The sequence below is a fragment of the Methylosinus sp. Ce-a6 genome (assembly GCF_009811655.1).
In the GTDB taxonomy this organism is placed as follows: Bacteria; Pseudomonadota; Alphaproteobacteria; order Rhizobiales; family Beijerinckiaceae; genus Methylosinus.
This window is the reverse complement of sequence record NZ_BGJX01000021.1, coordinates 1-25,018: the sequence shown is the minus strand read 5'-3', so window position 1 is coordinate 25,018 and position 25,018 is coordinate 1. Positions and strand designations below refer to the sequence as shown.

The following is a 25,018-nucleotide window of genomic DNA, read 5'->3' as shown; positions in this document are numbered from 1 at the left end:
TCGCCGTCGTCTGCGGCGCGCGACAGCGTCCTTCTCTTGCGTTATTCACGCGCGAGGAGAAACCGAGGAGCGTTGCGATGCGAAGGATGACGAGACGAACGGCTGTCGCGGGGCTCGTCGCCACGTCCCTCGCCATGTCCGTCGCCGCGCCGTGCTGGGCGCGCGCGCCTTGGCCGGATGATTTCGTCGGCCGGCTCGAGGCGCTGGCGCTCGTCGAGACGCTGAACGCCGAATTGCTCGCCGGACGCAGCGCGACGGCGGTGCTGGAGAAATGGTGCGCCGATCATCATATGGCCGCGGAGCCGAGGATCGTCGCCCATGTGGCCCCCGGCGTCGTCGCGCCGCCCGGCGCGGAGCAGCGCGAGCGGCTGCAGATCGGCGCCGAGGAGCAGGTGAAATATCGCCGCGTCGCGCTCCGCTGCGGCGAGCATACGCTCTCGGAGGCGGATAATTGGTATGTGCCCGCGCGCCTGACGCCGGAGATGAACCGCGCGCTGGAGACGAGCGACGCGCCCTTCGGCAAGGTGATCGCGCCGCTGCGTCCCTTCCGTCGCACGTTCTCGGTCGAAATGCGCTGGTCGCCTCTGCCGGCGGGCTGGGAGAGCAAGACGCGCGCGACGATCATGCGAGAGCGGCCGAAGAAGGAGGCGCTCGACGCGCCGCATGCGCTGTTCGAGCATCGCGCCATCGTGCATGGCGGCGACGGCAAGCCGATTTCCGAAGTGCGCGAGACCTATACGAATGAGATATTGGATTTCGACGCCGCCGCGCGGGAGCCGTGAAGCGCGCCGGCGAGGAATGGCTGTCGATGCTATCGGCTTGGCGCGCCGCGCGCGACGAATTATGATGCCGGCATAATCGCGAGGATATTTCGATGGCGGCTTATCCACTGATCGACAAATGGCTGGCCGGCGTCGATCCGGCCGGACCGGGCGGTGGCTTCGACAAAGACATCGTTCCCTATCTCATAGCTATCTGGCTCGACGACTATGCACAGGATTTCGACGCTTCGAATATCGTCGAGACATCGTCGTCGGAATTCTCCTATCTCTTCGACATCACCGCCGAAAGGCTGCTCGCCGCCTGGGGCGTCAGCCGCGGGCGGCACGGCGGAGCGCGCGACGCCTCGCGGATGCGCGGACATCCGCTGAGCGCCGGCGCGCATTACCACAGAGGACATGCGATTCCCCATACGCTCGGCGGTCCGACGGACATTAATCTCGTGCCGCAGGCGGCCAAGGTGAATGTCGGCGCCTTTCGCCCGCTCGAGCGTCGAGCGGTCGCGAGCCCGGGGTCCTTCTATTTCAGCTATTGGAGCTATCGCGGCGCCGCGCCGGCGCGCGCCGGCGGACCCGGCCAGACGCCGACCGGAGTCGATCAGGGCCTGCTGATCCCCGGACAGAAAGCCGATATTCGTCGCCACGGCAATTGAGCCTCAGCTTTCCGTCTCGCCCTCGTCGAACAGGCCGAATTGCGCCGCCGGGCGCGCGGGCTCGGCGAGGCCGAGATGGCGGAAGGCGTGGGCGGTGAGCAGGCGGCCGCGCGGCGTGCGCTGGAGAAAGCCCTGCTGCAGCAAGAACGGCTCGATAATATCCTCGATCGCGTCGCGCGGCTCCGAGAGCGCGGCGGCGATCGTCTCTATCCCCACCGGGCCGCCGCCGAAATTGACGGCGACCATTTCCAGATAGCGGCGATCCATCACATCGAGCCCGATGCTGTCGACCTCGAGCAGCGCCAGCGCGCGATCGGCGAGCATACGCGTCACGCTGCCCTCATTCTCGACGATGGCGAAATCGCGCACGCGGCGCAACAGGCGCCCGGCGATGCGCGGCGTGCCGCGCGAGCGCCGCGCGATCTCGCGCGCGCCGTCCTCGCTCATGGCGACGCCGAGCACGCGCGCGCCGCGCCGCACGATGAGCTCCAATTCTTCCGCAGTGTAGAAATTGAGCCGCACCGGAATGCCGAAGCGGTCGCGCAGCGGCGTCGTCAAGAGGCCGGCGCGCGTCGTCGCGCCGACGAGGGTGAATTTGGCGAGATCGATCTTCACCGAGCGCGCCGCGGGGCCCTCGCCGATGATGAGATCGAGCTGAAAATCCTCCATGGCCGGATAGAGGATTTCTTCGACCGCCGGGTTGAGGCGATGGATCTCGTCGATGAACAGCACGTCGCGCGGCTCGAGATTGGTGAGCTGCGCCGCGAGATCGCCGGCCTTGGCGATGACCGGGCCGGAGGTGGAGCGGAAATTGACGCCGAGCTCGCGGGCGACGATCTGCGCCAGCGTCGTCTTGCCGAGGCCGGGCGGACCGACGAAGAGCACATGGTCGAGCGCCTCGCCGCGCGCCTTGGCGGCCTCGATGAAGATTTTGAGATTCTTGCGCGCCGCCTCCTGGCCGGTGAAGTCGCCGAGCGAGAGCGGACGCAGCGAGAGATCCGGATCATCGTCGCGTTTCTCGGGCGTCACCAGCCGGCGGGGAGGGGTGGTCAAGGATCGGGGCTCCAATTGCGTCGGATGCGCGGGCAGCCGCGTTATGCTAGACTGACGGTCAGGAGAAAAGCCCGTGAGCCGCCTCTCGTCGCAATACGAGTATATGTCCCTCGACGATTTCGAGGAACTTCTCGCCGACAAGCCCTCGGACGAAAAATGGGAGCTGATCGGCGGCCGCGTCGTGCGCATGATGGTCGGCGCGCGTTGGGAGCATCATTTCATCGCCCGGAACCTCGCCTTCGGCCTGATGCAGCGCCTTCGGGCGAAGGGATCGTCCTGCCAAGTCTTTCAAGAGACCTTCTTCATGAAGGAGAAGGCGATCGATTCGGCGACATTGCCGGACGTCATGGTCCGCTGCGGCGCGATGGAGCCGGGCGCGACCTCCGTGAACGATCCGACGGTCCTGGTCGAGGTGATGTCCGAGGGCAGCAAGGCGCGCGATCGATCCGAGAAATGGGCCGTCTATCAGAAGCTGCCGAGCTTGCGCCATTACGTGCTGGTGGAGCGCGACCAGCCGCATATCGAGACCTTCGACCGCATCGGCGATGTCTGGTCCGGCGTGCAGATTCTCGACGGGCTCGAGGCGGAACTGAATTTGCCGGCGATCGGGGTGAGCCTGCCGCTCGCGGAAACCTATCGGGATGTGATTTCTGTCTGACGCGGCGCGTCCTTCTCCCGCTTGCCGGAGAAGGTGGCCCCCGCGTCAGCGAGGGTCGGATGAGGTCCGAGCCCGTTTGCCGCCATCTTCGAAACCGCCCGTCACGACCAGCGCGCCACGAACCGCCGCCGCCCTCATCCGACCTCGCTACGCGAGGCCACCTTCGCCCACGAGTGGGAGAAGGGAGCGCTGCGCCCCTTCACCGCGCGCCGACCCGCCGCCGCGTCTCGATCGAGACCCAGATATTCGGGTCTTCCTGCGACTGGCGCTTCACGAAGCGATAGAAGGTCGCGTCCCAGGGCTTCACCTCGTCGGTGAGATTGTCGAGTATGAAATCGCCGCGGCTCGTGCGCGCCGTCAGCACGGCGTGGCCCTGGTCGTTCTTGTCGCGCACGATCGTCATCAGCAGCGCCTGGCGCGGAAAGCCCATCTCCATGAGCAGCCGGCGCTTCTGCAGCGCATAGATCTTGCAATCGCCCTTGCCGTCGGTCGGATAATCCCAATGATCGGCGATCGTGCCCCAATGCTCGAGATTGGAGAGCGGCTCGATCGCCGCGTTCACCGCGCGATTGATCGCGGTCAGCCGAGCCCAGGCTTCGCGCGAGAGCTCGATGTCGGCGGCGGGCAGGACCGTCTGTCGGCACTCTTGCGGCTGGCGTCCGCAGAAATCCATCCAGCCGTAAGGGATGGAGGTCGGCTCGCCGGTGACGGCGAAGCTGCCGCGCGGGACTTCCGCGCGGGCGGCGGAGGCGCCGGCGACGATGAGCGCGAGAGCGAGCGGAATCGAGACGCGAACCAGGAAATAGAACACGCGACCCCCCGAATGCCGGGCGAGGCGCGTCTACGCCGCCCTCGCCGTCGGGGATCGAGAATGCGCGCGGCGTTTTGCCGGCCCGCCAATTCGAATGCTCGGATTTTAGCGATTGCGCTTTTTTTCGCGGCGGCGCGGCGCGGTTGACCGGGGACCGGGAGGCGCAATCTGAGACGAGCGGAAGCCGTCCCCTCGGATCACTGCGGAGAGAGAGTTATGGCCACTGCCTCGAAACGCGAGACGATCGCGGAACGCCCGATACCGTCCTTCGGCAATCCCGATCTGCCGCCCCAGGGCGCGATCAACGCCAGGAACAAGGCGAGCCTCACCGATCCCGGCCCGCGCAGCGAGGCGATCGGCGGGCAGTTCCCCTCGGCGCAGTTTCCGCCTCCGACCGACGTCAGCGACATGCCCATGTTCTGGGCGTCCTTCAACAATGCGCCGAAGCGCGTGCAGAACGGCGGCTGGGCGCGGCAGGTCACGCAATATGACTTCGCCATCGCCGAGGAGATCTCCGGCGTCGATATGCGGCTCACCGCCGGCGGCGTGAGGGAGATGCATTGGCATCTCGCCGCCGAATGGGGCTATGTCTCCTACGGCTCCTGCCGGGTCACCGTGCTGGACGATCAGGGCCGCGCCTATGTCTCCGATGTCGAGGAAGGGGACATTTGGTATTTCCCGGCCGGCTTGCCGCATTCGCTGCAGGGGCTCGGGCCCGACGGCTGCGAGTTCCTGCTCTGTTTCGACGACGGCAAGGCGACGGAATACAATACGCTGCTCGTCACGGACTGGATCGCTCACACTCCGCCCGAGATACTCGCCGCCAATTTCGGCCTGCCGGCCGAGACATTCACCAATATCCCGCTGAACCAGCTCTATATTTTCCAAGGGGAGGTTCCGGGGCCGCTCGCCGCCGACCAGGCCTCCGCGGCAGGCGGGGAGGGGGCGCCGCCCTATCCCTACACTTTCTCGCTCAAGAGCAGCGCCGCCGCCAAAAAGATGAAAGGCGGCGAGGCGCGCGTCGCCGACAGCGACAATTTCAAGGTCTCGACGACGATCGCCGCCGCTCTGGTCACGCTCGCGCCTGGCGCGCTGCGCGAGATGCATTGGCATCCCAATGGCGACGAATGGCAATATTGGCTGAAAGGCCACGGCCGCATGACCCTCTTCGACGCCGGGCCGAAGGCCGTGACTCAAGACTTCCACCCCGGCGACATAGGCTATGTGAAGCGCGCCCACGGCCATTACGTGCAGAATGTCGGCGACACGGAGCTGCAATTCCTCGAAGTGTTCCGCGCCGCGCATTTCCGCGACGTCTCGCTCGTCGACTGGCTCACTCACACACCGCCCGCCATGGTCGCCCGGCATCTGAACATAGACGAGGCGACGATCGCCAAATTCCCGCGCGGCAAGCCGATCGTCAGGCCATAGGAATACGGTAGCGTGATACCAATGCCGGCTATCGCCAGGAAATGCGGGGTTTTCAGGCGCTCACGAGCGCCCGATTCCGTTTGACAGGGGCGGCGCGCTCGCTTATCACGCCGCATCCCGCGCGCGCGGACCCGAGAACAACGGAACTCGCTATCCCATGTTTGGCAAAACCTATTCGGCGAAGCCGGCCGAAGTGCAGAAGAAATGGGTGCTGATCGACGCCAAGGGCCTCGTCGTCGGCCGCCTCGCCAGCCTCATCGCGCTGCGTCTGCGCGGCAAGCACAAGGCGACCTTCACCCCCCATGTCGACGACGGCGACAACATCATCGTCGTCAACGCCGAGAAGGTGATCCTCACCGGCCGCAAGCGCGACCAGAAGGTCTATCATCATCACACGGGCTTCCCGGGCGGCATCAAGGAGCGCTCGGCCAAGTTCATTCTCGATGGGCGCTTCCCGGAGCGCGTCGTCGAGAAGGCGGTGCAGCGCATGCTGCCGCGCGGCCCGCTCGGCCGTAAGCAGCTCGGCAATCTGCGCGTCTACAAGGGGCCGGATCATCCGCATGTCGCGCAGAGCCCGGAGCCGCTCGACGTCGCCGCCCTCAATCCCAAGAACGCCCGCAACGGCAAGAGCGCATAACCCATGGCCGAGACCACGCTTTCCTCTCTCTCCGAGCTCAATCAGGCTGCGGTCGCCGTCGCGTCCGAAGCGCCGAAATATGAGCAGAAGCTCGACAAATACGGCCGCGCCTACGCCACCGGCAAGCGTAAGAACGCCGTGGCGCGCGTGTGGATCAAGCCCGGCACGGGCAAGATCACGGTGAACGGCCGCGACGTCGCCGTCTATTTCGCCCGTCCGGTGCTGCGCATGATCCTGCAGCAGCCGCTCGGCGTCGCCAATCGCGTCGACCAATACGACCTCACCGTCACGGTCGCCGGCGGCGGCCTCTCCGGCCAGGCCGGCGCCGTGCGTCATGGTCTTGCAAAGGCGCTCACCCATTATGAGCCCGAGCTTCGCGCCGCGTTGAAGCGCGAGGGCTTCCTGACCCGCGACTCGCGCGTCGTCGAGCGCAAGAAATACGGCAAGCGCAAAGCCCGCCGCAGCTTCCAGTTCTCGAAGCGCTGATTATCTCTCGATCGGCGAACGACGACGAAGGGCGGCGCGAGCCGCCCTTTTTGTTTTTCACTCGGGGAACGCTCGAGACCAATGGCCAAAATCTTCATCGACGGCGACGCCGGCACCACGGGCCTCGAAATCCGCGAGAAGCTCGCGGACGAAAAGGACATAGAGCTCGTCTCCATCGCGCCGGAATTGCGCAAGGAGGTCGCCGCCAAGCGCGACATTCTCGCATGCGTCGACATTGCGATCCTCTGCCTGCCGGACGCCGCCGCCAAGGAGACGGTCGCGCTCGCCGATGAATTGGGCGCGGCGGCTCCGCGCATTCTCGACGCCTCCACAGCGCATCGCGTCGCGCCCGGCTGGACCTATGGCTTTCCCGAGCTCGCGCCCGGCCAGGGGGAGGCGATCCGCGCCGCGCGGCGCGTCGCCAATCCCGGCTGCTATGCGACGGGCGCGATCGCTCTGTTGCGGCCGCTCGTCGACGCGGGGCTGATCGCGCCGCAGGAGAATATCGCGATCAACGCCGTTTCCGGCTATTCCGGCGGCGGAAAGCAGATGATCGAGGCTCATGAGAAAGGCGAGGCGCCGGGCTTCGAGCTCTATGGCCTTACGCTCGAGCATAAGCATCTGCCGGAGATCGTCGCTTATGCGCGGCTTGCTTCGACGCCCTTGTTCGTTCCCTCCGTCGGCAATTTCCGGCAAGGGATGCTCGTCTCCATTCCGCTCGCGCTCGAGTCTCTTTCCGCACGTCCTCGCGCGGTCGATCTCGAGGCGGCGCTGGCGCGTCACTATGCGGGCGCGACGCATGTGCGCGTGGTTCCGGCGCCGAAGTCCGGCCGTCTCGACGCGCTCGCCTCGAACGGAACCAATGATCTCGAAATCTTCGTCTTCGCGCATGAGGAGCGGCGTCAGGCGCTGCTCGTCGCGCGGCTCGACAATCTCGGCAAAGGCGCGTCGGGCGCCGCCGTGCAGAATTTGTCGCTGATGCTCGGGGGCGCGAGCTGAAATCGATCGACCGCGCCGAAGGCGCGGTTCGAATATCAGTCTTCGTCCGTCATGGCCTCGGCCGTGCGCAGGCGCCGCGCATGAAGCGTCGCCACGGCCAGCACGCCCATTGCGAGCGCCTGATGCGAGAGCGCCGCCCAGAACGGCACGACGAGCACCAGCGTCGCCACGCCCAGCGCCGCTTGCGCGACAATATGGCCGAATAGAACGCCGGCCCCGCGCGCGGCGCGCCCGCCCGCCGAGCCCGCCGCATCGATGAAGTGGAACAGCGCCAGCGCGAGCAGCGCATAAGCGATGATGCGATGGTCGAATTGCACCAGCGCGACATTGTCGACGAGATTGCTCCACCAAGGCGAGAGCCGCAGCAGCTCGTCCGAGGGCGGAACGAAGCTGTCGTCCATCAGCGGCCAAGTATTGTAGGCGTAGCCGGCGCGAAGCCCCGCGACCAGCGCGCCCGCGCCGATCTGCACGAAGACCAGGACGAGCAGCAAAGTCGCGAAAAAGGAGAGACGCCGGCGCCCGCTCGCGACTTGGATGCGCGCTCGATAGCCGAGCCCGCCGGCGACCCACAGACATGCGGAGAAGATGAAGGCCGCGAGCAGCAGATGGATCGCGAGCCGCTCCTGCGCCACCTCGACCCGATTGACGAGGCCGGAAGACACCATCCACCAGCCGACGCCGCCCTGCAGCGCGCCCAGCGCCAATATTCCGACGAGCTTCGGCTTGACGCTCCTCGGCAAACGCCCGCGCAGCCAGAACCAGGCGAGCGGCAGAGCGAAAACGAAGCCGATGAGACGGCCGAGCAGACGGTGGCTCCACTCCCAGGCGAAAATCACCTTGAAGCGCGAAAGGTCCATGTTCGGGAACATTTCGCGATATTGCGGGATCTTCTTGTAATCCTCGAAAGCGGCGGCCCATTGCGCCTCCGAGAGCGGCGGCAGCACGCCGGTTATCGGCTTCCATTCGGTGATGGAGAGGCCCGATTCGGTGAGTCGCGTCGCGCCGCCCACCACCACCATGGCGAAGACCAGCGCGGCGATGATCAGCAGCCACAAACGCACGTCGGTCGCGCTCTCCTCGCTCGGCGGCGCGACGATGGCGGGCGTCGGAGCGGGAAACTGGATCCAGTCGGTCATGGGAGGGCTCGAGGTGAGAGGCTCTGGCGCGCCAATTAAGGCGAGCCGCGCGCCCTTGTCCAGGCGCGCGGGCGACGGGCGGGCGGCCGAAACGGCGGCGAAAGCAAAAATTCCGGCTGAAAAACGCCACGGCAAGGATGAAAATAGAAGCGCGCGAATCGTCGCGCGGGCAGGGAGCGGAGCTTAGATTTTGACCGCCAAGAGCGATGGCGCCTTCCGCACGATCGGCGAGGTCGCGGAGAGCCTCGACCTTCCGCCCCATGTGCTGCGCTTCTGGGAGACGCGCTTTTCCGAGATCGAGCCGGTCAAGCGCGCCGGCGGGCGGCGCTACTACCGGCCGCGCGACGTCGAGCTCGTCGCGGCGATCCGCCATCTGCTCTATGGCCGCGGCTATACGATCAAGGGCGTGCAGCGCCTCTTGCGCGAGCAGGGCGCGCGCGCCGTCATCGAAAGCGCCCGCGGCTCCGGCGCCGCCATCGAGCGGGCGGAGCGCGACGCCGATTTCGACGAGCGGGAACGTCCCTCGCCCGAGCTTTCGCTCTTCTCCCACGCGGACGCCCCGGCCCGGCGGGAGGAGCCGCCGCCCGTCGATCTGCGCGAGATCCACGAGGCGGCGGAAGAAATCCACGAGGAACGCGAAACGGAAGAGCGGGGGGCCGCGACCACTCTGGTCGCGCTCGCCCCGCGCGAGCCGCCGCCCATGCTGACGCTGCCGGCCGTGCGGCTCTCGGAGGCGCCCACGGGCGGCCTGCGCTCGCAGGACGAGCGGCTTCTGCGGCAGGCGCTGGCCGATCTCGCCGAATGCCGCCGCATGTTGGAGCTGACGCGGCGGTGAATTCCTCGCGCTCTTCGCTCCGACATGCGTTGCCAGCGGCGGCCGCGGCCTCTATAAGAGCGGCCATCGGAGTGTAGCGCAGCCCGGTTAGCGCACTTGTCTGGGGGACAAGGGGTCGTGGGTTCGAATCCCGCCACTCCGACCATTCGCCGCTCCCACTCTCGGCAGGGTTGATAATCCCTCGCTGCGCGCAAATTCGTTTTCGGTCGTCAACCGTCAACGAAAGGCGCAGCCCATGTCTGAAACGCTCCTCAATCTCATCATCCAGCTCATCGGCGGCGCCGCAGGCGGCTCGGGCGTCGGCAAGACGGCCAAGAGCCTCGATCTCGGCCCCGTCGCCAACGCCATCGTCGGCGCGCTCGGAGGGGCCGGCGGCGGCTCGATCCTCTCCTCGCTCATTCCGGCGCTCACAGGCGCCGCGGGCAATGGCGGCTTCGATATCGCCGTCGTCGCCGGCCAGCTCGTCGGCGGCGGCGTGTCGGGCGCCATCGTGACGGCGATCGTCGGCCTCATCCGCAACGCTCTCGTTCAGAAGCAGAGGGCGTGACGGCGCTTCGCGCGGGCCCGTAGACGCATCGGCCGAATATCGGCATACCGATTGCGTAGAATGCTTCCAAAAGACGCCCGCTCGGGAGGGCGTCGGAAGCGGGTTCGTGCGAAAGGCGAAGACAGTGGCCGATGAAGCATCAGTCTTGAAGGCGCTGGAGAGCGTCGCGGGTCCGGGCGGCAAATCCATCGTCGCCGCGGGCCTCGTCAGCGGAGTCAATGTGTCGGGGGCCAAGGCCTTCGTGTCGCTCACCGGCGATCCGGCGCGGGCCAAGGAGCTCGAGGTGCTGCGCGTCGCGGTCGAGGGCGCCGTGAAGACCGTGCCGGGAATCGAGGCGGCGATCGTGACGCTCACGGCGGAGCGCGCGCCGCAAGCGGCTGCGGCTGCGCCGCCGGCGGGTCAAGCGCCGCAGCGCCGGCCCATCGCCGCGATCGAGAAGATCAAATACATCATCGCCGTCTCTTCGGGAAAAGGCGGCGTCGGAAAATCGACAACCTCCGCCAATCTGGCGCTCGGCCTCGCGGCGCAGGGCTGGCGCGTCGGCCTGCTCGACGCCGATATCTACGGACCCTCGGCGCCGCGCCTGTTCGGCCTCAGCGGCAAGCCGGAGGTGGTCGACAACAAGATGATCCCGCTCGAGGCCTATGGCCTGAAAATCATGTCCATCGGCTTCCTCGTCGAGGAGGATGTCCCCATGGTCTGGCGCGGGCCCATGGTGGCGCAGGCGCTGGGCCAGATGCTCGGCGAGGTCGCCTGGGGCGAATTGGACGCGCTCGTCGTCGACATGCCGCCCGGCACCGGCGACGCGCAGCTCACAATGGCGCAGCAGGTGCCGCTCGCCGGCGCGGTCGTCGTCTCGACGCCGCAGGATCTGGCGCTGATCGACGCGCGCCGCGGCGTCGCCATGTTCCAGAAAGTGTCGACGCCCATTCTCGGCGTGGTCGAGAATATGAGCTATTTCCTGTGCCCGCATTGCGGCGGCCGCACCGACATCTTCTCGCATGGCGGCGCGCGCCATGACGCCGAGGCGCTGGGCGTGCCCTTCCTCGGCGAGGTGCCGCTCGATCTGAAGATTCGCGAGACCTCCGACGCCGGCACGCCGGTCGTCGCCTCCGAGCCGGACGGCCCTCATGCGGCGATCTACAAGGAGCTCGCCGCCAAGGTGAAGAATTTGCTGGAGACGCAGTCGCGCCGGGCGCCGCCGAAGATCGTCGTCGGATGAGGCGAAGGCCGCGGCCCGGTTCCGGCGGGCCGCGGCCTTCTGTTCTCGTCCTTTAGAGATGGGTCGGGATCAGAGAATGATCGCCGGCGTCGAATTTATAGGTCCAGCCGACCGAGATCTCGAGGCCGCGCAGCCAGAGATTGACGTTCGCGGCCGGATTATAGGCGCCCAAGGGAGTCAGCGGCGTCTGCGGCAGCGCCTCTGGGCCGCGCACACTGTTCTTGAACGCATAGACGACCGCGAGGTCGACCGACGAATTCTTGGTGACGGCGTAGCTGACGCCGCCGCTGATGTGATGCGCATTGATGATCGGCGCCAGCAGATTGAGCGTGACCGAATTCGAGGGGATCGGATTGGTCGCGTAATGATAGCCGGCGCGCAGCGCAAAGCCCGGCTGCACGCGCCATTCGACGCCGAAGGCGGCCGAATCCGTGTCCTTCCAGCCGAAGCCCGGGCCGTTGGACGCGCCGAGCGACCGATAGAGGACCGGGAAGCTCGGATTGCTCACCGACGACACGCCCGAATAGAAGATATGGTGCCAGTCGGCCATGACGGTCAGGTCCGGCGTCAGATCATAGGCGACGCCCGCGATGATCGAAGCCGGAATGTCGAACCGTCCGCCATCGGCGAAGAGGCCTGCATATTTCGCGAAGCGCGTCATGAACATGGGCGTCGACGCCGCGACGCCGATGCGAAACTGATCGGTCACGCGCCATTGCGCGCCGAAGCGGACGCCGCCGCCGACCGACCAGTCATAGCCATTGTCGGACAGACGATACATGTCGGAAGAGTAGGGCGAGAAAGCCTTCAACCCCTGCAGATTGATTGTCTGCACCGCGATGGTAGGCGCCGCGCCGATCGACAGCGAGCCGAATTTCTGCGCATAGCCGACGCTGGTGAACGCCTGTTCGAGATCGACGCCCGCATAGCCGCCGCCGAAGGGGCCGCCGAGCGGCGGGTGATAATGGCCGAAATCGAAAGAGGTGTTGATGCCGCCATTGGCGTAGGACGCCGTGCCCCAGGCCGAATCGGCGTCGATTGGCGCGGCATAGGCGTCATGAGGCACGGGGAAGATCGGACGTCCGCTGCGGACGTCGCCCGGCGCTATGACCCGCGGCAGGCCGTCGGTCGAATAGCCGCGCTCCGGCAAGAGGGCGGTGACGCCCAGCTGCATCTGGCGCTCGAGATCGACGAGGCCGGCCGGATTGACCGACAATGACATTGCGTCGCGCGAATCGGCGACGCCCGCGCCGCCCAGCGCCTTCTGACGCGGCCCGTAGCCGATCAGAAAATAGCCGTCCGCCGCGATCGACGGAGCCGCGAGCGAAACGGTGAGAGCAGCCGCCGAGACAAAAACACGCCAGGAATGTCCGTTCATTATCTATCGCCCCGCCTCAGATCGGTCGCCGTTCACACGCCATTTAAGAAGCACTCGGCAACCCGGCGGCGTTCATATCTCACGACTCGCTTTATCTGGGAAACTATCAGAGCGGGCGACCTCGGACAGCGCTGCCGCCGCCTCGCCGACGAATATTTCCAGGGCTGTCACGTTTTTGCCACAGGCCGCCGACGCCGGGCTGTCGCTGGGCGATCGGGGGAACGCCCCTTCCGGCGCGCGATTGCTCTGCGGGCAGTCGACGCCGGGCTTGCCGGGATGACGGGGCGCGGATAAGATTCTCGAGATGGCGAGGGGCGCCTCTCCGGTAAGGAGTGGCTGAGAAGCACCCATCGAACCTGATCCGGGTAATGCCGGCGCGAGGGAAGGCCAGGCTGGACCGTCGTCCGATCTTCGGGACGGCGTCTTTCGACTTCATCGCCCGCCGCCCTTCGATCTTCGTAACCAGGGAGCGCGACGATGAACGTGCAGGACAAACGCCCGACGACTCCCCAGAGCGTGACGACCGGGCCCATCGGCGCGTCGCGCAAGATCTATTCTTGCCCTCGCGGCCGGGAGGACATTCGGGTTCCCGTGCGCGAGATCGCCCTGCATCCTTCCGCCGGCGAGGCGCCGCTGCGCGTCTATGACCCCTCCGGTCCCTATAGCTGCGCGGAATTCGTCGCGGACCTCTCGGCCGGATTGCCGCCGACGCGCCGCTGGCTTTCGAACCGCGCCGGCCTCGAGACCTATGACGGCCGCACGGTGAAGCCGGAGGACAATGGTTTCGTCGGCGAGGATCGTCTCGTTCCGCCCTGTCCCGCGCCGCGGTCGATCCGCCGCGCCAGCGGCTCCGCCCCCGTGACGCAGCTCGAATTCGCGCGCGCCGGCGTCGTCACCGAAGAGATGATCTATGTCGCCCATCGCGAAAATCTCTGCCGTGAGCGCGCCTTCGCGCAGGCCGCCGAGCGGATAGAGGCGGGCGAAGGATTCGGCGCCGAAATTCCCGCTTTCGTGACGCCGGAATTCGTGCGCGAGGAAGTCGCGCGCGGGCGCGCCATCATCCCCGCCAACATCAATCACCCGGAAGCCGAGCCGATGATCATCGGCCGGAATTTTCTGGTGAAGGTCAACGCCAATATCGGCAATTCCGCCGTCGCCTCCTCGGTCGCCGAGGAGGTGGAGAAAATGGTGTGGGCGATCCGCTGGGGCGCCGATACGGTGATGGATCTCTCCACCGGCCGCAACATCCACAATATTCGCGACTGGATCATCCGCAATTCGCCCGCGCCGATCGGCACCGTGCCGATCTATCAGGCGCTGGAGAAGGTCGGCGGCGACGCGACGAGGCTCGATTGGGAGGTGTTCAAGGACACGCTGATCGAGCAGGCGGAGCAGGGCGTCGATTATTTCACCATTCACGCCGGCGTGCGTCTCGCCCATGTGCCGCTCACCGCGGGTCGCGTGACCGGCATCGTGTCGCGCGGCGGCTCGATCATGGCGCGCTGGTGTCTCTCGCGCCATCAGGAGAGCTTCCTCTACGAGCGCTTCGACGAGATCTGCGACATCATGCGCCGCTACGACGTCTCCTTCTCGCTCGGCGACGGCCTGCGTCCCGGCTCGATCGCCGACGCCAATGACGCCGCGCAATTCGCCGAGCTCGAGACCTTGGGCGAATTGACGAAGATCGCCTGGGACAAGGGCTGCCAAGTGATGATCGAAGGCCCCGGCCATGTGCCGATGCACAAGATCAAAGTGAATATGGAGAAGCAGCTGCGCGAATGCGGCGAGGCGCCTTTCTACACGCTGGGCCCGCTCGTCACCGACATAGCGCCGGGCTACGACCATATCACCTCCGGCATAGGGGCGGCGATGATCGGCTGGTTCGGCACGGCGATGCTCTGCTATGTGACGCCGAAGGAACATCTCGGCCTGCCCGATCGCGAGGATGTGAAGACCGGCGTCATCACCTATCGCATCGCCGCCCATGCCGCCGATCTCGCCAAGGGCCATCCCGCCGCGCAGGAGCGCGACGACGCGATGAGCCGCGCGCGCTTCGACTTCCGTTGGGAGGACCAATTCGACATCGGCCTCGATCCGGATACGGCGCGCCGCTATCACGACGAGACGCTGCCCAAGGAGGCGCATAAGGTCGCGCATTTCTGCTCCATGTGCGGGCCGAAATTCTGCTCCATGCAGATCACCCGCGACCTGCGCGAGGAGGCGGCGGCGATCGCCGAGCGCGACAAGGGTTTCGCCGAGAAGAGCGCGGAATTCATCGAGAAGGGCGCGCAAATCTACGTCGCCGAGTAATCGGCGCGTTCGCGCAGGTTCTCTTTGCGAGATCGGCCGCGAAAAGATCTCTTGCTGCGGCGCGAGATGTTTTCCGGCATGAATTTTGCCTGACATGCGCGCGACAACAAAATGTCACTTACATTGACAGGCGCAGCAAAAACAGCCTATTTGCGCGTGGGACGATGCGCCCTGAGACAAAAATAAGGGACAAATGCTCCCGCGTCCAAAAGAGGGAAGACAAATGAACATTCGCGCCGTTGCGACCGCCGCCGTTCTCTTCGCTGGCATGGTCGGCCCGTCCTTCGCCGCCTGCGACGTCAAAGACGAAGACAAGCAGGGCGTCTGCGTGGACAAGTGCTATTTCGAATTTCTGTCCGTCAAGAATCGCTTCGCGACGAGCCCTGACGGCGTTCAAAAGGCCAAGGCGGACAAGGAAGCCTGCTATCAGAAGTGCGGCTGCGAGCCGGCCTCGGTCAAGGAATAATCCATCCGACATGAACGCGGCTCGGCGGAGGCAAATCCGCTTCCGCGATCGTGACGCCCCGGGCGCGCGACATAACGCGCGCCCAGGAGGCCTCGCTCGAACGAGGCTCGATTTTTCAGAATTTTTTCACGAGAGCGCCCGCGCGGCGAGTAGATCGGCGGAGCCGGTTGTCACACGCCCCCGAGCCGCTATTGTGCGGGCCCATGACACAGAAGCAGGAAGCCGTCATCGGAGTCGTCACCGCCTCCGACCGCGCCAGCGCCGGCGTCTATGAGGACGTCAGCGGCCCCGCCATCGCCGCCTATTTCGAGAAGGTGCTGACGAGCCCGTTCCGGATCGAGCGGCGCCTCATTCCCGATGGTTTCGAGAGCGTGCGCGACACGCTCATCGACCTCGCCGACAATGTCGGCTGCGACCTCGTCGTCACCACCGGAGGGACGGGGCCTTCGCCGCGCGACCTCACGCCCGAGGCGACGCTGGCCGCCGCGCCGCGCGAATTGCCCGGTTTCGGCGAGCTGATGCGCAAAGTATCGCTGGCGCAGACGCCGACGGCGATCTTGTCGCGGCAATTGGCGGCGCACCGCGGCAAATGCCTCGTCATCAACCTGCCCGGAAAGCCGGCGGCAATCGAGCTCTGTCTCGATGCGGTGATGCCGGCCGTCCCCTATTGTCTCGATCTCATCGGCGCAGCCTATATAGAGACCGATCCGGCGCGCGTCGTCGCCTTCCGCCCGAAAGGCAAATAGCTGCCCGATCAGGTGGGGTAGCGCCCCTTCTCTTTCGCGCATCGGGGCTGTATAGACTGGCCGTCGGGCGTCGGGAGAGGCCTTGCGCGAATTTCGGGGGCGAGCGTGATGAGCGATGTGCGGCTGGTCGTCGTGGGCGCCGCCGGCCGCATGGGCCGGATGCTGATCGCCTCCACGGGCGAGACGCCAGGCGCCGTGCTGACCGGCGCGGTCGACTCGCCGAATTCACCCTTCATCGGCGAGGACGCCGGCCTGCTGGTCGGGCGCCCCGCCAATGGCGTGCGCCTCACCGCCGACGCCGAGGCCGCGCTCGCCAACGCCGACGTCGTCATCGATTTCTCGACCCCCGCGACCACAGTGGCGCTCGCCGGGCTCGCCGCGGCGGCGGGCGTCGCTCATGTCATCGGCACGACCGGACTTTCGGAGCGCGAGCTCGCATCCGTCGCCGCGGCCGCCGAGCGCGTCGCCGTCGTGCGCTCCGGCAATATGAGCCTCGGCGTCAATCTTCTGGCCGTTCTCGTCGAGCGCGCCGCGAAGGCGCTCGGCCCGGCCTGGGACATAGAGATCGTCGAGATGCATCACCGCATGAAGGTCGACGCCCCCTCCGGCACGGCGCTGCTGCTCGGCGAGGCGGCGGCGCGGGGTCGGGAGATCGCGCTCGGCGAGCATAGCGCCCGCGCCCGCGACGGGCTCACCGGCACGCGCCGGGAAGGCGATATCGGCTTCGCCGCATTGCGCGGCGGCACGGTGGTCGGCGAGCATTCGGTGATTTTCGCCGGAGCGGGAGAGCGCATCGAGCTGACGCATCGCGCCGAGGATCGGGGCATTTTCGCGCGCGGCGCGATCGCCGCCGCAATTTGGACGCGAGGCCGGCCGCCCGGCCTCTATTCCATGGCCGACGTGCTCGGCCTCGCCGGCGCCTGACGCGCCGCTTCGTTCGATTCGAGGGACACAGCCCGCATGGACCGCATTCTCGTCCTCCTCCGCCATGGCGAAAGCGAGTGGAACGCAAAGAACCTGTTCACGGGCTGGAAGAACCCCGATCTGACGCCCAAGGGCGTCGACGAGGCGCGCCGCGCCGGACGCGAGCTGAAGCGCATCGACCTGCGTTTCAACATCGGCTTCACCTCATTGCTGCTGCGCGCGCAGCACACGCTCGATCTCGTCTTTCAGGAGCTCGGGCAGCGGGACGTGCCCATCATTCGCAGCCGCTCGCTCAACGAGCGGCATTACGGCGACCTCTCCGGGCTCAACAAGGACGAGGCGCGCCAGCAATGGGGAGAGGAGCAGGTGCGTCTGTGGCGCCGCTCCTATGACGTCGCGCCGCCCGGCGGCGAGAGCCTCAAGGACACGGTGGCGCGCGTGCTGCCCTTCTATTGCCAGGAGATTCTCCCGCGCGCCATGCGCGGAGAGCGCGTGCTCGTCGCCGCTCATGGCAATTCGCTACGGGCGCTGGCCATGGTGCTCGATCGGCTGACGCCCGATTCGGTGCCGGCGCTCGAGATCGCGACAGGCGTGCCCATCGTCTATCGGCTGAATTCCGATTCGACCGTCGCCGCAAAGGATGTGCTCGACCGCTGACGAGCGGCGCTACTCCGCGAAGACGAAAGCGAGAATGGCGGAGATCGAACCAGGCGCTCGCCTCTGTAGCGGCTATTTCGACGAAGCCGCGCAGATCGCGCTGTTGCGCGAATTGGAGAAGGCGATCGCGCGCGCGCCTTTGTTCACCCCGACGATGCCGCGCACGGGACGGCCTTTCTCGGTCCGCATGACCAATTGCGGTCCGCTCGGCTGGGTCAGCGACCGCGCGCGCGGTTATCGCTATCAGGACCGCCATCCCGAGACCGGCGAGCCTTGGCCGCCCATTCCGCCCGTGCTGCTCGCGGCTTGGGAGGCGCTCGCCGATTATCCGCATCCGCCGCAGGCCTGCCTCGTGAATTTCTACGGGCGCGAGGCGCGCATGAGCCTGCATCAGGACCGCGACGAAGCGGATTTCTCGGCGCCTATTCTCTCCGTCTCTCTCGGCGCGGATTGCCGATTCCGCCTCGGCGGCGGCAAACGCGCCGATTCGTCGCGCGTCTTCGTTCTGTCCTCCGGCGATGTGATGACGCTCGGCGGCCCGGCGCGGCTGCGCTTCCATGGCGTCGATCGGCTGCTGCCGGAGCTCGCGCCGAAGCTCGCCTCGCCGCTCTTCGCCGAAGGCGGACGCATCAATCTGACGTTGCGCCGCGTTACCTGATCGGGCGTTCGCCGGCGGGGCGAGGAACGCCCGCTCGGCGAGATTTCATGCGCCGTTCAGGCGGGGGAGGATATTGTCACCATTAGCGCTCCGATATAGTTTCCCGCCCGCGGGATGAACGATCGGCGCAGGCGTCACGCCAGGGCCGGCAAAACCGAGACAGTCGGTTCCGAGGGGACGACGCTTCGAGGAAAGGAACGAGGATGAAATCAGTGACCAGACTGACGCTCGCTGCGGGCGTCGTTTTCGCCGCCACGGCCGGCCAGGCGATCGCCGCCGGCGATCCCGCGGCGGGCGAGAAGGTCTTCAACAAATGCAAGGCCTGCCATCAGGTCGGCGAGACCGCCAAGAATGCGGTCGCTCCGGAGCTCAACGGCATCAACGGCCGCAAGGCCGGCGCCGTCGAGGGCTATAATTATTCCGACGCGCTCAAGGGCTCCGGCATCACCTGGGACGAGGCCGCCTTCAAGGAATTCGTCAAGAATCCGAAGGCCAAGGTGGCCGGCACCAAGATGGTCTTCCCCGGCCTGCCTTCCGAGGCGGATCAGGAGAACGTCTGGGCCTATCTCAGCCAGTTCGGCGCGGACGGCAAGAAGAAGTAATCCGAACGTTCCGTTCGGTCGGCGAAAGCGGCCCTCGCGGGCCGCTTTTTCTTTTGCCCGATCGGGGCTAAATGCCGTCAATTCCCCTCTCCCCGCCGGCGGGGAGAGGGAAGGCGGCGGACGCCGCGATCGATAGGAAACCTATGACGCGCAAGCCAGACGAAGTCCCGGCCGAGCTGATGCAGGAGCTCGCGACGCTGCCGGTGTTCTATGCGCTCGAGGGGCGGCGCGTCGTCGTCGCCGGCGGCTCGGACGGCGCCGCCTGGAAGGCGGACCTCGCCGCGGCGGCGGGCGCGAAGGTCGACGTCTTCGCCGCGGCGCCCTCGCGGCGTCTCGAGGAGGTCGCCGGAGCGAGGCCGCGTCTCGCCCTCTTCGAGCGGCGCTGGCGCGCGGAGGATCTCGGCGGCGCGGCGCTGGCGCTCGCCGTGATAGAGGACGACGCGGAGGCCGAGGCTTTTCGTGACGCCGCCAAGGCGCGCGGCGTTCCCGTCAATCTCACCGACCGGCCGGCGCTCAGCGACTTCATGATGGGCGCGATCGTCAATCGTTCGCCGCTCGTCATCGGCGTCTCGACGAGCGGCGCTGCGCCGGCGTTCGCCCAGGCCGTGCGCGCGCGCGTCGAGACGCTGATCCCGTCGAGCTTCTCCGCCTGGACCAGAGCGGCGCGCGCCTGGCGTCCGCGCGTGATGGCGTCGGGCCTCGACTTTCTCGCGCGCCGCGACTTCTGGCGGCGCTTCACCCGCGAGGCTTTCGCGCGCATCGAGCATGCGCCGCAGGACGAAGATCTCGACAGCCTGCTCGAGGAGACGCGCCGCGCCGACGCCGCGGCGGCGCGCGGCCGCGTGACGCTGGTCGGCGCGGGGCCGGGCGATCCGGAGCTGCTGACGCTCAAAGGGCTGCGCGCCCTCGTCGGCGCCGATGTCGTCCTGTTCGACGATCTGGTGCCGGCCGCCGTGCTCGATCTCGCCCGGCGCGAGGCGACGCGCATCAATGTCGGCAAGCGCGGCTATGCGCCCTCGGTGAAGCAGGAGGAGATCACGGCTCTGCTGGTGAAGCTCGCCACGGAGGGCAAGAATGTCGTGCGCCTCAAAGGCGGCGATCCGATGATCTTCGGCCGCGCCAATGAGGAGATACGCGCCATTCGCGCCGCCGGCCTCGAGGCCGAGGTGGTGCCGGGGGTGACGGCGGCGCTCGCCGCCGCGGCGGCGCTCGAGGTCTCGCTCACCAATCGCGATACGGCGCGCCGCGTGCAATTCGTCACCGCCCATACGAGCGACGGCAAATTCCCCGAGGACATAGATTGGCGCGCGCTCGCCGACCGCCGCGCGACGACGGCTGTCTATATGGGCAACCGCACGCTGCCGGCGCTGTCGAAGCGGCTGCTGGAGGAGGGCATGGATCCGGCGACGCCGGCCTTTCTGGTCGAGCGCGCGAGCACGCCGCGCCAGCGCGTCATCGCCGGCACGATCGGCGATCTGCCCGAGCGCGTCGCGCAGGAGACGATCGACGGCCCCTGCCTCGTGCTGATCGGCGCGACGCTGCGTGGGTGAGGCGACGCCGATGCGAGCCTTTAGGCTCGCTTCATGAGTGGCTTCAGCGCAGCGCGTCCGCCAGCGCCTCTAGAAACGCCTCGCCATATTGCGCGAGCTTGTGCTCGCCGACGCCCTGCACGCGGCGCATCTCGTCGAGCGTCGCCGGGCGGCGCGACGCCATTTCGATGAGCGTGCGATCGGGAAAAACCATATAGGCCGGCAGGCCAGCGTCGCGCGCGAGCTCGAGGCGCTTTTTCTTCAAGGCCGCGAGCACGCGCTCCTCTCGCTCGTCCAGCGGCGTCGCGCGCGGCGCCTCGCCGCGCTTGGCCTTTCCTTTCGAGGTCAGCGGATCGCGGCGCAGCGAAATCGGCGCGCGGCCGAAAAGAATGTCCTCGCCCTTCGGCGTCAATCGAAAGCCGCCATGCTCGGTGCTCGCCAGCGCGCGGGCGGCGAAGAGCTGGCGGATGATCGCGCCCCAATCCTGCTTGGAGCGATCCTTGCCGACGCCGAAGGTCTTGATGGCTTCATGGCCGTTGCGGCGCACGGCGTCGCTCGCTTCGCCCATGAGAATATCGGCGAGATAGCCCGCGCCGAAGCGCTGGCCCGTGCGCATCGCGGCCGAGAGCGCCTTTTGCGCATCCACCGTGCCGTCATAGATATGAACCTGGCCGAGGCAGATGTCGCAGCGCCCGCAGGGCGGGCCCTCCTCGTCGAAATAGGCGAGCAGAGTCTGGCGCCGGCAGGAGGGCGTCTCGCAGAGCATGGCGAGAGCGGAGAAGCGGTCGTGCTCGACGCGCTTCCGCTCTTCCGGCACGTCTTTCTGATCGATTTGCCGGCGGCGGAACGCCATGTCGTCGAGGCCATAGAGGGTGAGCGTGTCGGCGGGCAGCCCGTCGCGGCCGGCGCGGCCGATCTCCTGATAATAGGCTTCGACGCTCGACGGCATGTCGGCATGGGCGACGAAGCGAACGTCCGGCTTGTTGACGCCCATGCCGAAGGCGATTGTCGCGACGGCGATGATCCCGTCCTCCTGGAGGAAGCGGTCCTGATTGCGGTTGCGCCGCGCCTGATCGAGTCCGGCGTGATAGCAGATCGCCTCATGGCCCTGTTCGGCGAAGACGGCGGCGAGCTTCTCCGTGGCGTCGCGCGAGGAGCAATAGACGATGCCGCTCTCGCCGCGATGCTTTTCCAAAAAGCGCGTGAGCTGGCGGCGCGGGCTGTCCTTGGCGGCGAAATTGAGCGCCAGATTGGGCCGGTCGAAACTATGCAGGAAGACGCGCGGGCTCGTCGTGAACAGGCGCTGCGCTATGTCGTCGCGCGTCGCTCTGTCGGCGGTGGCGGTGAGGCCGACGACCTGCGCGCCGAGCGCCGCCGCCGTCGCGCCGAGCTCGCGATATTCCGGGCGGAAATCATGGCCCCATTCGGAGACGCAATGCGCTTCGTCGATCGCGAGCCGCGTCGCGCCGGCGCGGGAGAGCTCGGCGATAAGGCCCGGCATGACGAGCCGCTCGGGCGAGACGAACAAGAGCCGCAATTCGCCGGAGCGCATGGCGCGGCGCGCCTCGTCGTTCTCGGCGGCGTCGTTCATGGAGTTGAGCGTCGCCGCGGGCACGCCGAAGGCGCGCATCTGCCGCACCTGATCGCGCATCAGGGCGATGAGCGGCGAGACCACCACTGTGAGCTTGCCGTCGACGAGGGCAGGCAGCTGATAGCACATGGATTTGCCGCTGCCCGTCGGCATGATGGCGAGCACCGGCTCGCCCGCCAGCACGGCGGCGATGATCTCCGCCTGTCCGGGCCGGAAATCCTCATAGCCGAATACGGATCTAAGAAGCGCGCGGGCCTGCGGCGGGAGCGGGGGCATGGGGCCGGGGTAGCACGAAGCGGCGAGCGGCGCGAGGGCGGCGTCTCGGCGGGGCGGGCTGCGACGCCGCGATCTCGACAGCAATCGAGAAGCCGATCGAAAAGCCGTTGCGGAGCGAAGCGCCTTCGGCCACCATCGCGCCATGCCGCTCGGAGCCTTTCCGCCAGAACTCCTCACCACCGCGCAGATGGCGCGCGCCGACCATCTCACCATGGAGAGCGGCGTCGCCGGCATGGCGCTGATGGAGAAGGCCGCCGCCGCCATCGCCGCGGCCGCCACCGCCTTTCTGGTGAAGACGGCCGGGCGGCGCGTGCTGGTGCTCTGCGGTCCCGGCAATAATGGCGGCGACGGCTATGTCGCCGCGCGCATATTGCGCAGCCAGCGCTTCAAGGTTCGGGTGGCGGCGCTCGTTCCGCCCGATCAGCTGCGCGGCGACGCGCGCGAGGCGGCGGCGAGCTGGGACGGGCGCATCGAAGACGCCGCCACTTGCGATTTTCAGGGCGTCGACCTCGTCATCGACGCGCTGTTCGGCACGGGTCTCGCGCGCGACATCGACGGTCCGGCGGCCGAGCTCATCGAGCGCCTCAACGCCTGGCGCGAGGAGACGAAGCAGAAGATCATCGCCATCGACATCCCTTCGGGCGTGGACGGCACGAGCGGCGCCATTCGCGGCGTCGCCGTGCAGGCGGATTCGACGGTCACTTTCTTCCGCCTCAAATGCGGGCATCTGCTGCTGCCGGGCCGGCTGCGCTGCGGAACCATCTCCTGCGCCCATATCGGCATCAGGTCGAATGTGCTGGAGAAGATCCAGCCGCAGACCTTCGTCAACGAGCCCGCCGCCTGGCGCGACGCGCTGCGCCTGCCGCGGGTGGAGGGCCATAAATATGCGCGCGGCCATGCGGTGGTCGTGTCCGGCGGCGCTTCCCATACGGGGGCGGCGCGGCTCTCGGCTCTGGCGGCGCTGCGCGCCGGCGCCGGGCTCGTCACTCTGGCGACGCCGCAAGAGGCTTTCGCCGTCAGCGCCCCGGCGCTCACCTCCGTGATGCTGCGCGTCGCCGACGGCCCCGCCGGCCTCTCCGCCCTGCTCGAGGACAAGCGCAAGAATGTCGTGGCGCTGGGGCCGGGCCTCGGCGTGGGCGAATCGAGCTGCGCTCTGGTCGAGACCGCGCTCGCGCCTTCGCCCGAGCGTCGCGCCGCCGTGCTCGACGCCGACGCGCTGACGAGCTTCGCCCTCGCGCCGGACCGTTTGCGCGAGGCCATCCGCGCGGCGCCGGGTCCCGTGGTCCTGACGCCCCATGGCGGGGAATTCGCGCGTCTCTTCCACGGCCAGCGCTGGGAGAAGACGATCAGCGGCGCGCCCATCTCCAAGCTCGAGCGCACGCGCGACGCCGCCCGCGACATAGGCGCGATCGTGGTGTTCAAGGGGCCGGACACGGTCGTCGCCGCGCCGGACGGGCGCGCCTCCATCCTGCCGGAGGCTTCGCCCTGGCTCGCCACAGCGGGTTCGGGCGACGTTCTCACTGGAATTGTCGCAGGTCTGCTCGCGCAGGGGATGGAGCCTTTCGCCGCCGCCTGCTGCGCGGTGTGGATGCACGCCGCCGCGGCGGAGGACTTCGGTCCCGGCCTCATCGCCGACGACATCATCGATCATCTGCCGTCGGCGTGGCGTCGGCTGGTTTCGATTTGAGCCTTAGAGGCTTTTCATGTTTCATTGAAACATGAAAAGCCTCTAGATTTTTGTTTTTAATGCGTTTCCAACGCCGAGCCGGCGTCCGCTTCGGCTGGAAACGCTCTAGATGAAGTGAGTAGCGGAAACGATGCGCGCGCTCGCGCGTTTGGCCGACTGGCGGCGCGCGGCTCCCCCATAATTCGCGCAGTCGTCGCAACGACACGTTCACGCGCTTGGATGAGGATGCGAGCCGTCCGTCAAAGGGAGAGCTTTCATGTCCGATCTCGTTGTCATTGTCTATCCGACCGAGGCCAAGGCCGAGGAAATACGGCAGAAGCTGTTCGATCTGCAAAAAGAATATGTGATCGAGATCAGCGACGCGGTCATCGCGGTCAAGGAGCCGAGCGGCCATGTGAAGCTGAACCAGCTCATCAACACCACCGCTGCCGGCGCCGTGAGCGGCACCTTCTGGGGCGCGCTGATCGGCCTCATCTTTCTCAATCCGCTGCTCGGCGCGGCGATCGGCGCGGGCGCCGGCGCGCTCAGCGGCGCGCTCACCGATTACGGCATCAACGACGATTTCATGAAGCAGCTCTCGGAGACGCTTCAGCCCGGCAACGCCGCGCTCTTCGTGCTGATCCGCAAGCTGACGGCCGACAAGCTGCTCGACGCGGTGAAGGGAACCGGCGGCGTCGTGCTCAAGACGTCGCTGGATCACACCAAGGAGCAGGCGCTGCGCGACGCGCTCGCGGCGCATGTCTCGACGCCGGTCGCCGCGCCGTCTACGCCTTGAGTCGGTGAAGGCCCCCGCTATCGCGGGAGAGGGAGGCGGCGAGCGTCGCGCGTGATCTCGATGAAGCGCAGAATCTTCTCCCTCTCCCGCGAAGCGCACGGCTGTCCGGGGAATGAGTCGATAGGTCGCGGGCGCATGCCCGGCTTTCCCGAGAGTTTCGGGGTACTTTCTG

At 67.1% G+C, this 25,018-nt stretch carries 25 protein-coding genes, 1 tRNA gene and 1 riboswitch; of the genes, 21 read left to right on the top strand and 5 right to left on the bottom strand.

Translation table 11 applies throughout. From position 1 onward, the window contains the following. Nucleotides 1-77: 77 nt before the first annotated feature. Both Mspo_RS13635 and Mspo_RS13630 read left to right on the top strand, forming a co-directional pair. Nucleotides 78-782 carry a hypothetical protein gene (locus Mspo_RS13635; RefSeq protein WP_159730618.1) on the top strand — a complete coding sequence of 235 codons (705 nt, stop codon included), beginning with the start codon at nucleotides 78-80 and terminating at the stop codon, nucleotides 780-782. A 92-nt stretch (nucleotides 783-874) separates the two neighbouring features. Further along, nucleotides 875-1,432, top strand: coding sequence for a DNA/RNA non-specific endonuclease (locus Mspo_RS13630; RefSeq protein ID WP_159730617.1), 558 nt, complete (start codon nucleotides 875-877; stop codon nucleotides 1,430-1,432). Nucleotides 1,433-1,435: 3 nt separating this feature from the next. On the opposite strand, the gene ruvB is transcribed toward Mspo_RS13630, so the two are convergent. Continuing rightward, nucleotides 1,436-2,485, bottom strand: coding sequence for a Holliday junction branch migration DNA helicase RuvB (gene ruvB / locus Mspo_RS13625; protein WP_201281702.1), 1,050 nt, complete (start codon nucleotides 2,483-2,485; stop codon nucleotides 1,436-1,438). 73 nt (nucleotides 2,486-2,558) lie between these two features. Between ruvB and Mspo_RS13620 the strand changes: the two genes are divergently transcribed. After that, nucleotides 2,559-3,143 carry a Uma2 family endonuclease gene (locus Mspo_RS13620; RefSeq protein WP_159730613.1) on the top strand — a complete coding sequence of 195 codons (585 nt, stop codon included), beginning with the start codon at nucleotides 2,559-2,561 and terminating at the stop codon, nucleotides 3,141-3,143. Between the two features lie 199 nt (nucleotides 3,144-3,342). On the opposite strand, the gene Mspo_RS13615 is transcribed toward Mspo_RS13620, so the two are convergent. Continuing rightward, nucleotides 3,343-3,954 (bottom strand): transglutaminase-like cysteine peptidase, encoded by a 612-nt coding sequence (locus Mspo_RS13615; protein ID WP_244613439.1) that lies wholly within the window; start codon nucleotides 3,952-3,954, stop codon nucleotides 3,343-3,345. A 216-nt stretch (nucleotides 3,955-4,170) separates the two neighbouring features. On the opposite strand from Mspo_RS13615, the gene Mspo_RS13610 reads away from it, so the two are divergent. The 4 genes from Mspo_RS13610 (at nucleotide 4,171) to argC (ending at nucleotide 7,507) form a co-directional block, all read left to right on the top strand. Further along, nucleotides 4,171-5,385, top strand: coding sequence for a cupin domain-containing protein (locus Mspo_RS13610; protein WP_159730611.1), 1,215 nt, complete (start codon nucleotides 4,171-4,173; stop codon nucleotides 5,383-5,385). Between the two features lie 157 nt (nucleotides 5,386-5,542). Continuing rightward, complete coding sequence (gene rplM, locus Mspo_RS13605) at nucleotides 5,543-6,022, top strand: 50S ribosomal protein L13 (RefSeq protein ID WP_159730609.1); 480 nt, start codon at nucleotides 5,543-5,545, stop codon at nucleotides 6,020-6,022. Nucleotides 6,023-6,025: 3 nt separating this feature from the next. Beyond that, nucleotides 6,026-6,508 (top strand): 30S ribosomal protein S9, encoded by a 483-nt coding sequence (rpsI, locus tag Mspo_RS13600; RefSeq protein ID WP_159730607.1) that lies wholly within the window; start codon nucleotides 6,026-6,028, stop codon nucleotides 6,506-6,508. 81 nt (nucleotides 6,509-6,589) lie between these two features. After that, nucleotides 6,590-7,507: an N-acetyl-gamma-glutamyl-phosphate reductase gene (argC, locus tag Mspo_RS13595; RefSeq protein ID WP_159730605.1), complete on the top strand. Its 918-nt coding sequence runs from the start codon at nucleotides 6,590-6,592 to the stop codon at nucleotides 7,505-7,507. Nucleotides 7,508-7,542: 35 nt separating this feature from the next. Here the strand turns inward: argC and Mspo_RS13590 are convergent, their stop codons facing one another. Next, complete coding sequence (locus Mspo_RS13590; protein WP_159730603.1) at nucleotides 7,543-8,643, bottom strand: COX15/CtaA family protein; 1,101 nt, start codon at nucleotides 8,641-8,643, stop codon at nucleotides 7,543-7,545. 190 nt (nucleotides 8,644-8,833) lie between these two features. Between Mspo_RS13590 and Mspo_RS13585 the strand changes: the two genes are divergently transcribed. The 4 genes from Mspo_RS13585 to Mspo_RS13570 all read left to right on the top strand — a co-directional run bounded on the left by Mspo_RS13585 (nucleotide 8,834) and on the right by Mspo_RS13570 (nucleotide 11,247). Beyond that, a complete protein-coding gene (locus Mspo_RS13585; RefSeq protein WP_159730601.1) occupies nucleotides 8,834-9,478 on the top strand; it encodes a MerR family transcriptional regulator in 645 nt (214 codons plus the stop codon). 67 nt (nucleotides 9,479-9,545) lie between these two features. Beyond that, a tRNA-Pro gene (locus Mspo_RS13580) sits at nucleotides 9,546-9,623 on the top strand. A gap of 90 nt (nucleotides 9,624-9,713) precedes the next feature. After that, nucleotides 9,714-10,025: a hypothetical protein gene (locus tag Mspo_RS13575; RefSeq protein WP_159730599.1), complete on the top strand. Its 312-nt coding sequence runs from the start codon at nucleotides 9,714-9,716 to the stop codon at nucleotides 10,023-10,025. 124 nt (nucleotides 10,026-10,149) lie between these two features. Next, the gene (locus Mspo_RS13570) at nucleotides 10,150-11,247 is read left to right on the top strand and encodes an Mrp/NBP35 family ATP-binding protein (protein WP_159730597.1); all 1,098 of its coding nucleotides are present in this window, start codon (nucleotides 10,150-10,152) and stop codon (nucleotides 11,245-11,247) included. Nucleotides 11,248-11,299: 52 nt separating this feature from the next. On the opposite strand, the gene Mspo_RS13565 is transcribed toward Mspo_RS13570, so the two are convergent. Next, a complete protein-coding gene (locus tag Mspo_RS13565; RefSeq protein WP_159730595.1) occupies nucleotides 11,300-12,625 on the bottom strand; it encodes an OmpP1/FadL family transporter in 1,326 nt (441 codons plus the stop codon). A 300-nt stretch (nucleotides 12,626-12,925) separates the two neighbouring features. After that, nucleotides 12,926-13,027: riboswitch (TPP riboswitch) on the top strand. 75 nt (nucleotides 13,028-13,102) lie between these two features. On the opposite strand from Mspo_RS13565, the gene thiC reads away from it, so the two are divergent. The 8 genes from thiC to cysG all read left to right on the top strand — a co-directional run bounded on the left by thiC (nucleotide 13,103) and on the right by cysG (nucleotide 20,538). Beyond that, nucleotides 13,103-14,935: a phosphomethylpyrimidine synthase ThiC gene (gene thiC / locus Mspo_RS13560; protein ID WP_159730593.1), complete on the top strand. Its 1,833-nt coding sequence runs from the start codon at nucleotides 13,103-13,105 to the stop codon at nucleotides 14,933-14,935. Between the two features lie 223 nt (nucleotides 14,936-15,158). Beyond that, nucleotides 15,159-15,401 carry a hypothetical protein gene (locus tag Mspo_RS13555; protein ID WP_159730591.1) on the top strand — a complete coding sequence of 81 codons (243 nt, stop codon included), beginning with the start codon at nucleotides 15,159-15,161 and terminating at the stop codon, nucleotides 15,399-15,401. 203 nt (nucleotides 15,402-15,604) lie between these two features. Further along, nucleotides 15,605-16,147, top strand: a complete 543-nt coding sequence (gene mog / locus Mspo_RS13550) for a molybdopterin adenylyltransferase (protein WP_159730589.1) — start codon at nucleotides 15,605-15,607, stop codon at nucleotides 16,145-16,147. Between the two features lie 108 nt (nucleotides 16,148-16,255). Continuing rightward, a complete protein-coding gene (dapB, locus tag Mspo_RS13545) occupies nucleotides 16,256-17,071 on the top strand; it encodes a 4-hydroxy-tetrahydrodipicolinate reductase (protein WP_159730587.1) in 816 nt (271 codons plus the stop codon). Nucleotides 17,072-17,107: 36 nt separating this feature from the next. Further along, nucleotides 17,108-17,728 carry a 2,3-bisphosphoglycerate-dependent phosphoglycerate mutase gene (locus Mspo_RS13540; RefSeq protein ID WP_159730585.1) on the top strand — a complete coding sequence of 207 codons (621 nt, stop codon included), beginning with the start codon at nucleotides 17,108-17,110 and terminating at the stop codon, nucleotides 17,726-17,728. A gap of 34 nt (nucleotides 17,729-17,762) precedes the next feature. After that, nucleotides 17,763-18,386 carry an alpha-ketoglutarate-dependent dioxygenase AlkB gene (locus tag Mspo_RS13535; protein ID WP_159730583.1) on the top strand — a complete coding sequence of 208 codons (624 nt, stop codon included), beginning with the start codon at nucleotides 17,763-17,765 and terminating at the stop codon, nucleotides 18,384-18,386. A gap of 203 nt (nucleotides 18,387-18,589) precedes the next feature. Then, on the top strand, nucleotides 18,590-18,988 hold the full coding sequence (locus Mspo_RS13530) for a cytochrome c-554 (protein WP_159730581.1): 399 nt from the start codon (nucleotides 18,590-18,592) through the stop codon (nucleotides 18,986-18,988). Between the two features lie 143 nt (nucleotides 18,989-19,131). Next, nucleotides 19,132-20,538, top strand: a complete 1,407-nt coding sequence (cysG, locus tag Mspo_RS13525; RefSeq protein WP_159730579.1) for a siroheme synthase CysG — start codon at nucleotides 19,132-19,134, stop codon at nucleotides 20,536-20,538. 43 nt (nucleotides 20,539-20,581) lie between these two features. Here the strand turns inward: cysG and recQ are convergent, their stop codons facing one another. Further along, the gene (recQ, locus tag Mspo_RS13520; protein ID WP_159730577.1) at nucleotides 20,582-22,384 is read right to left on the bottom strand and encodes a DNA helicase RecQ; all 1,803 of its coding nucleotides are present in this window, start codon (nucleotides 22,382-22,384) and stop codon (nucleotides 20,582-20,584) included. Nucleotides 22,385-22,526: 142 nt separating this feature from the next. Here recQ and Mspo_RS13515 point away from each other — a divergent pair, with 142 nt between their 5' ends. Both Mspo_RS13515 and Mspo_RS13510 read left to right on the top strand, forming a co-directional pair. Further along, entirely contained in the window at nucleotides 22,527-24,071 is a 1,545-nt protein-coding gene (locus Mspo_RS13515) for an NAD(P)H-hydrate dehydratase (protein ID WP_159730575.1), read from the top strand. A gap of 256 nt (nucleotides 24,072-24,327) precedes the next feature. After that, entirely contained in the window at nucleotides 24,328-24,846 is a 519-nt protein-coding gene (locus tag Mspo_RS13510; RefSeq protein WP_159730573.1) for a DUF1269 domain-containing protein, read from the top strand. Nucleotides 24,847-25,018: the final 172 nt, after the last annotated feature.

Coding starts and splice junctions, on each gene's coding strand:
- Mspo_RS13635 (WP_159730618.1), top strand. CDS start 78: ATGCGAAGGATGACGAGACGAACGGCTGTCGCGGGGCTCGTCGCCACG.
- Mspo_RS13630 (WP_159730617.1), top strand. CDS start 875: ATGGCGGCTTATCCACTGATCGACAAATGGCTGGCCGGCGTCGATCCG.
- Mspo_RS13610 (WP_159730611.1), top strand. CDS start 4,171: ATGGCCACTGCCTCGAAACGCGAGACGATCGCGGAACGCCCGATACCG.
- rplM (WP_159730609.1), top strand. CDS start 5,543: ATGTTTGGCAAAACCTATTCGGCGAAGCCGGCCGAAGTGCAGAAGAAA.
- rpsI (WP_159730607.1), top strand. CDS start 6,026: ATGGCCGAGACCACGCTTTCCTCTCTCTCCGAGCTCAATCAGGCTGCG.
- argC (WP_159730605.1), top strand. CDS start 6,590: ATGGCCAAAATCTTCATCGACGGCGACGCCGGCACCACGGGCCTCGAA.
- Mspo_RS13590 (WP_159730603.1), bottom strand. CDS start 8,643: ATGACCGACTGGATCCAGTTTCCCGCTCCGACGCCCGCCATCGTCGCG.
- Mspo_RS13575 (WP_159730599.1), top strand. CDS start 9,714: ATGTCTGAAACGCTCCTCAATCTCATCATCCAGCTCATCGGCGGCGCC.
- Mspo_RS13565 (WP_159730595.1), bottom strand. CDS start 12,625: ATGAACGGACATTCCTGGCGTGTTTTTGTCTCGGCGGCTGCTCTCACC.
- thiC (WP_159730593.1), top strand. CDS start 13,103: ATGAACGTGCAGGACAAACGCCCGACGACTCCCCAGAGCGTGACGACC.
- Mspo_RS13555 (WP_159730591.1), top strand. CDS start 15,159: ATGAACATTCGCGCCGTTGCGACCGCCGCCGTTCTCTTCGCTGGCATG.
- mog (WP_159730589.1), top strand. CDS start 15,605: ATGACACAGAAGCAGGAAGCCGTCATCGGAGTCGTCACCGCCTCCGAC.
- dapB (WP_159730587.1), top strand. CDS start 16,256: ATGAGCGATGTGCGGCTGGTCGTCGTGGGCGCCGCCGGCCGCATGGGC.
- Mspo_RS13540 (WP_159730585.1), top strand. CDS start 17,108: ATGGACCGCATTCTCGTCCTCCTCCGCCATGGCGAAAGCGAGTGGAAC.
- Mspo_RS13535 (WP_159730583.1), top strand. CDS start 17,763: ATGGCGGAGATCGAACCAGGCGCTCGCCTCTGTAGCGGCTATTTCGAC.
- Mspo_RS13530 (WP_159730581.1), top strand. CDS start 18,590: ATGAAATCAGTGACCAGACTGACGCTCGCTGCGGGCGTCGTTTTCGCC.
- cysG (WP_159730579.1), top strand. CDS start 19,132: ATGACGCGCAAGCCAGACGAAGTCCCGGCCGAGCTGATGCAGGAGCTC.
- recQ (WP_159730577.1), bottom strand. CDS start 22,384: ATGCCCCCGCTCCCGCCGCAGGCCCGCGCGCTTCTTAGATCCGTATTC.
- Mspo_RS13515 (WP_159730575.1), top strand. CDS start 22,527: ATGCCGCTCGGAGCCTTTCCGCCAGAACTCCTCACCACCGCGCAGATG.
- Mspo_RS13510 (WP_159730573.1), top strand. CDS start 24,328: ATGTCCGATCTCGTTGTCATTGTCTATCCGACCGAGGCCAAGGCCGAG.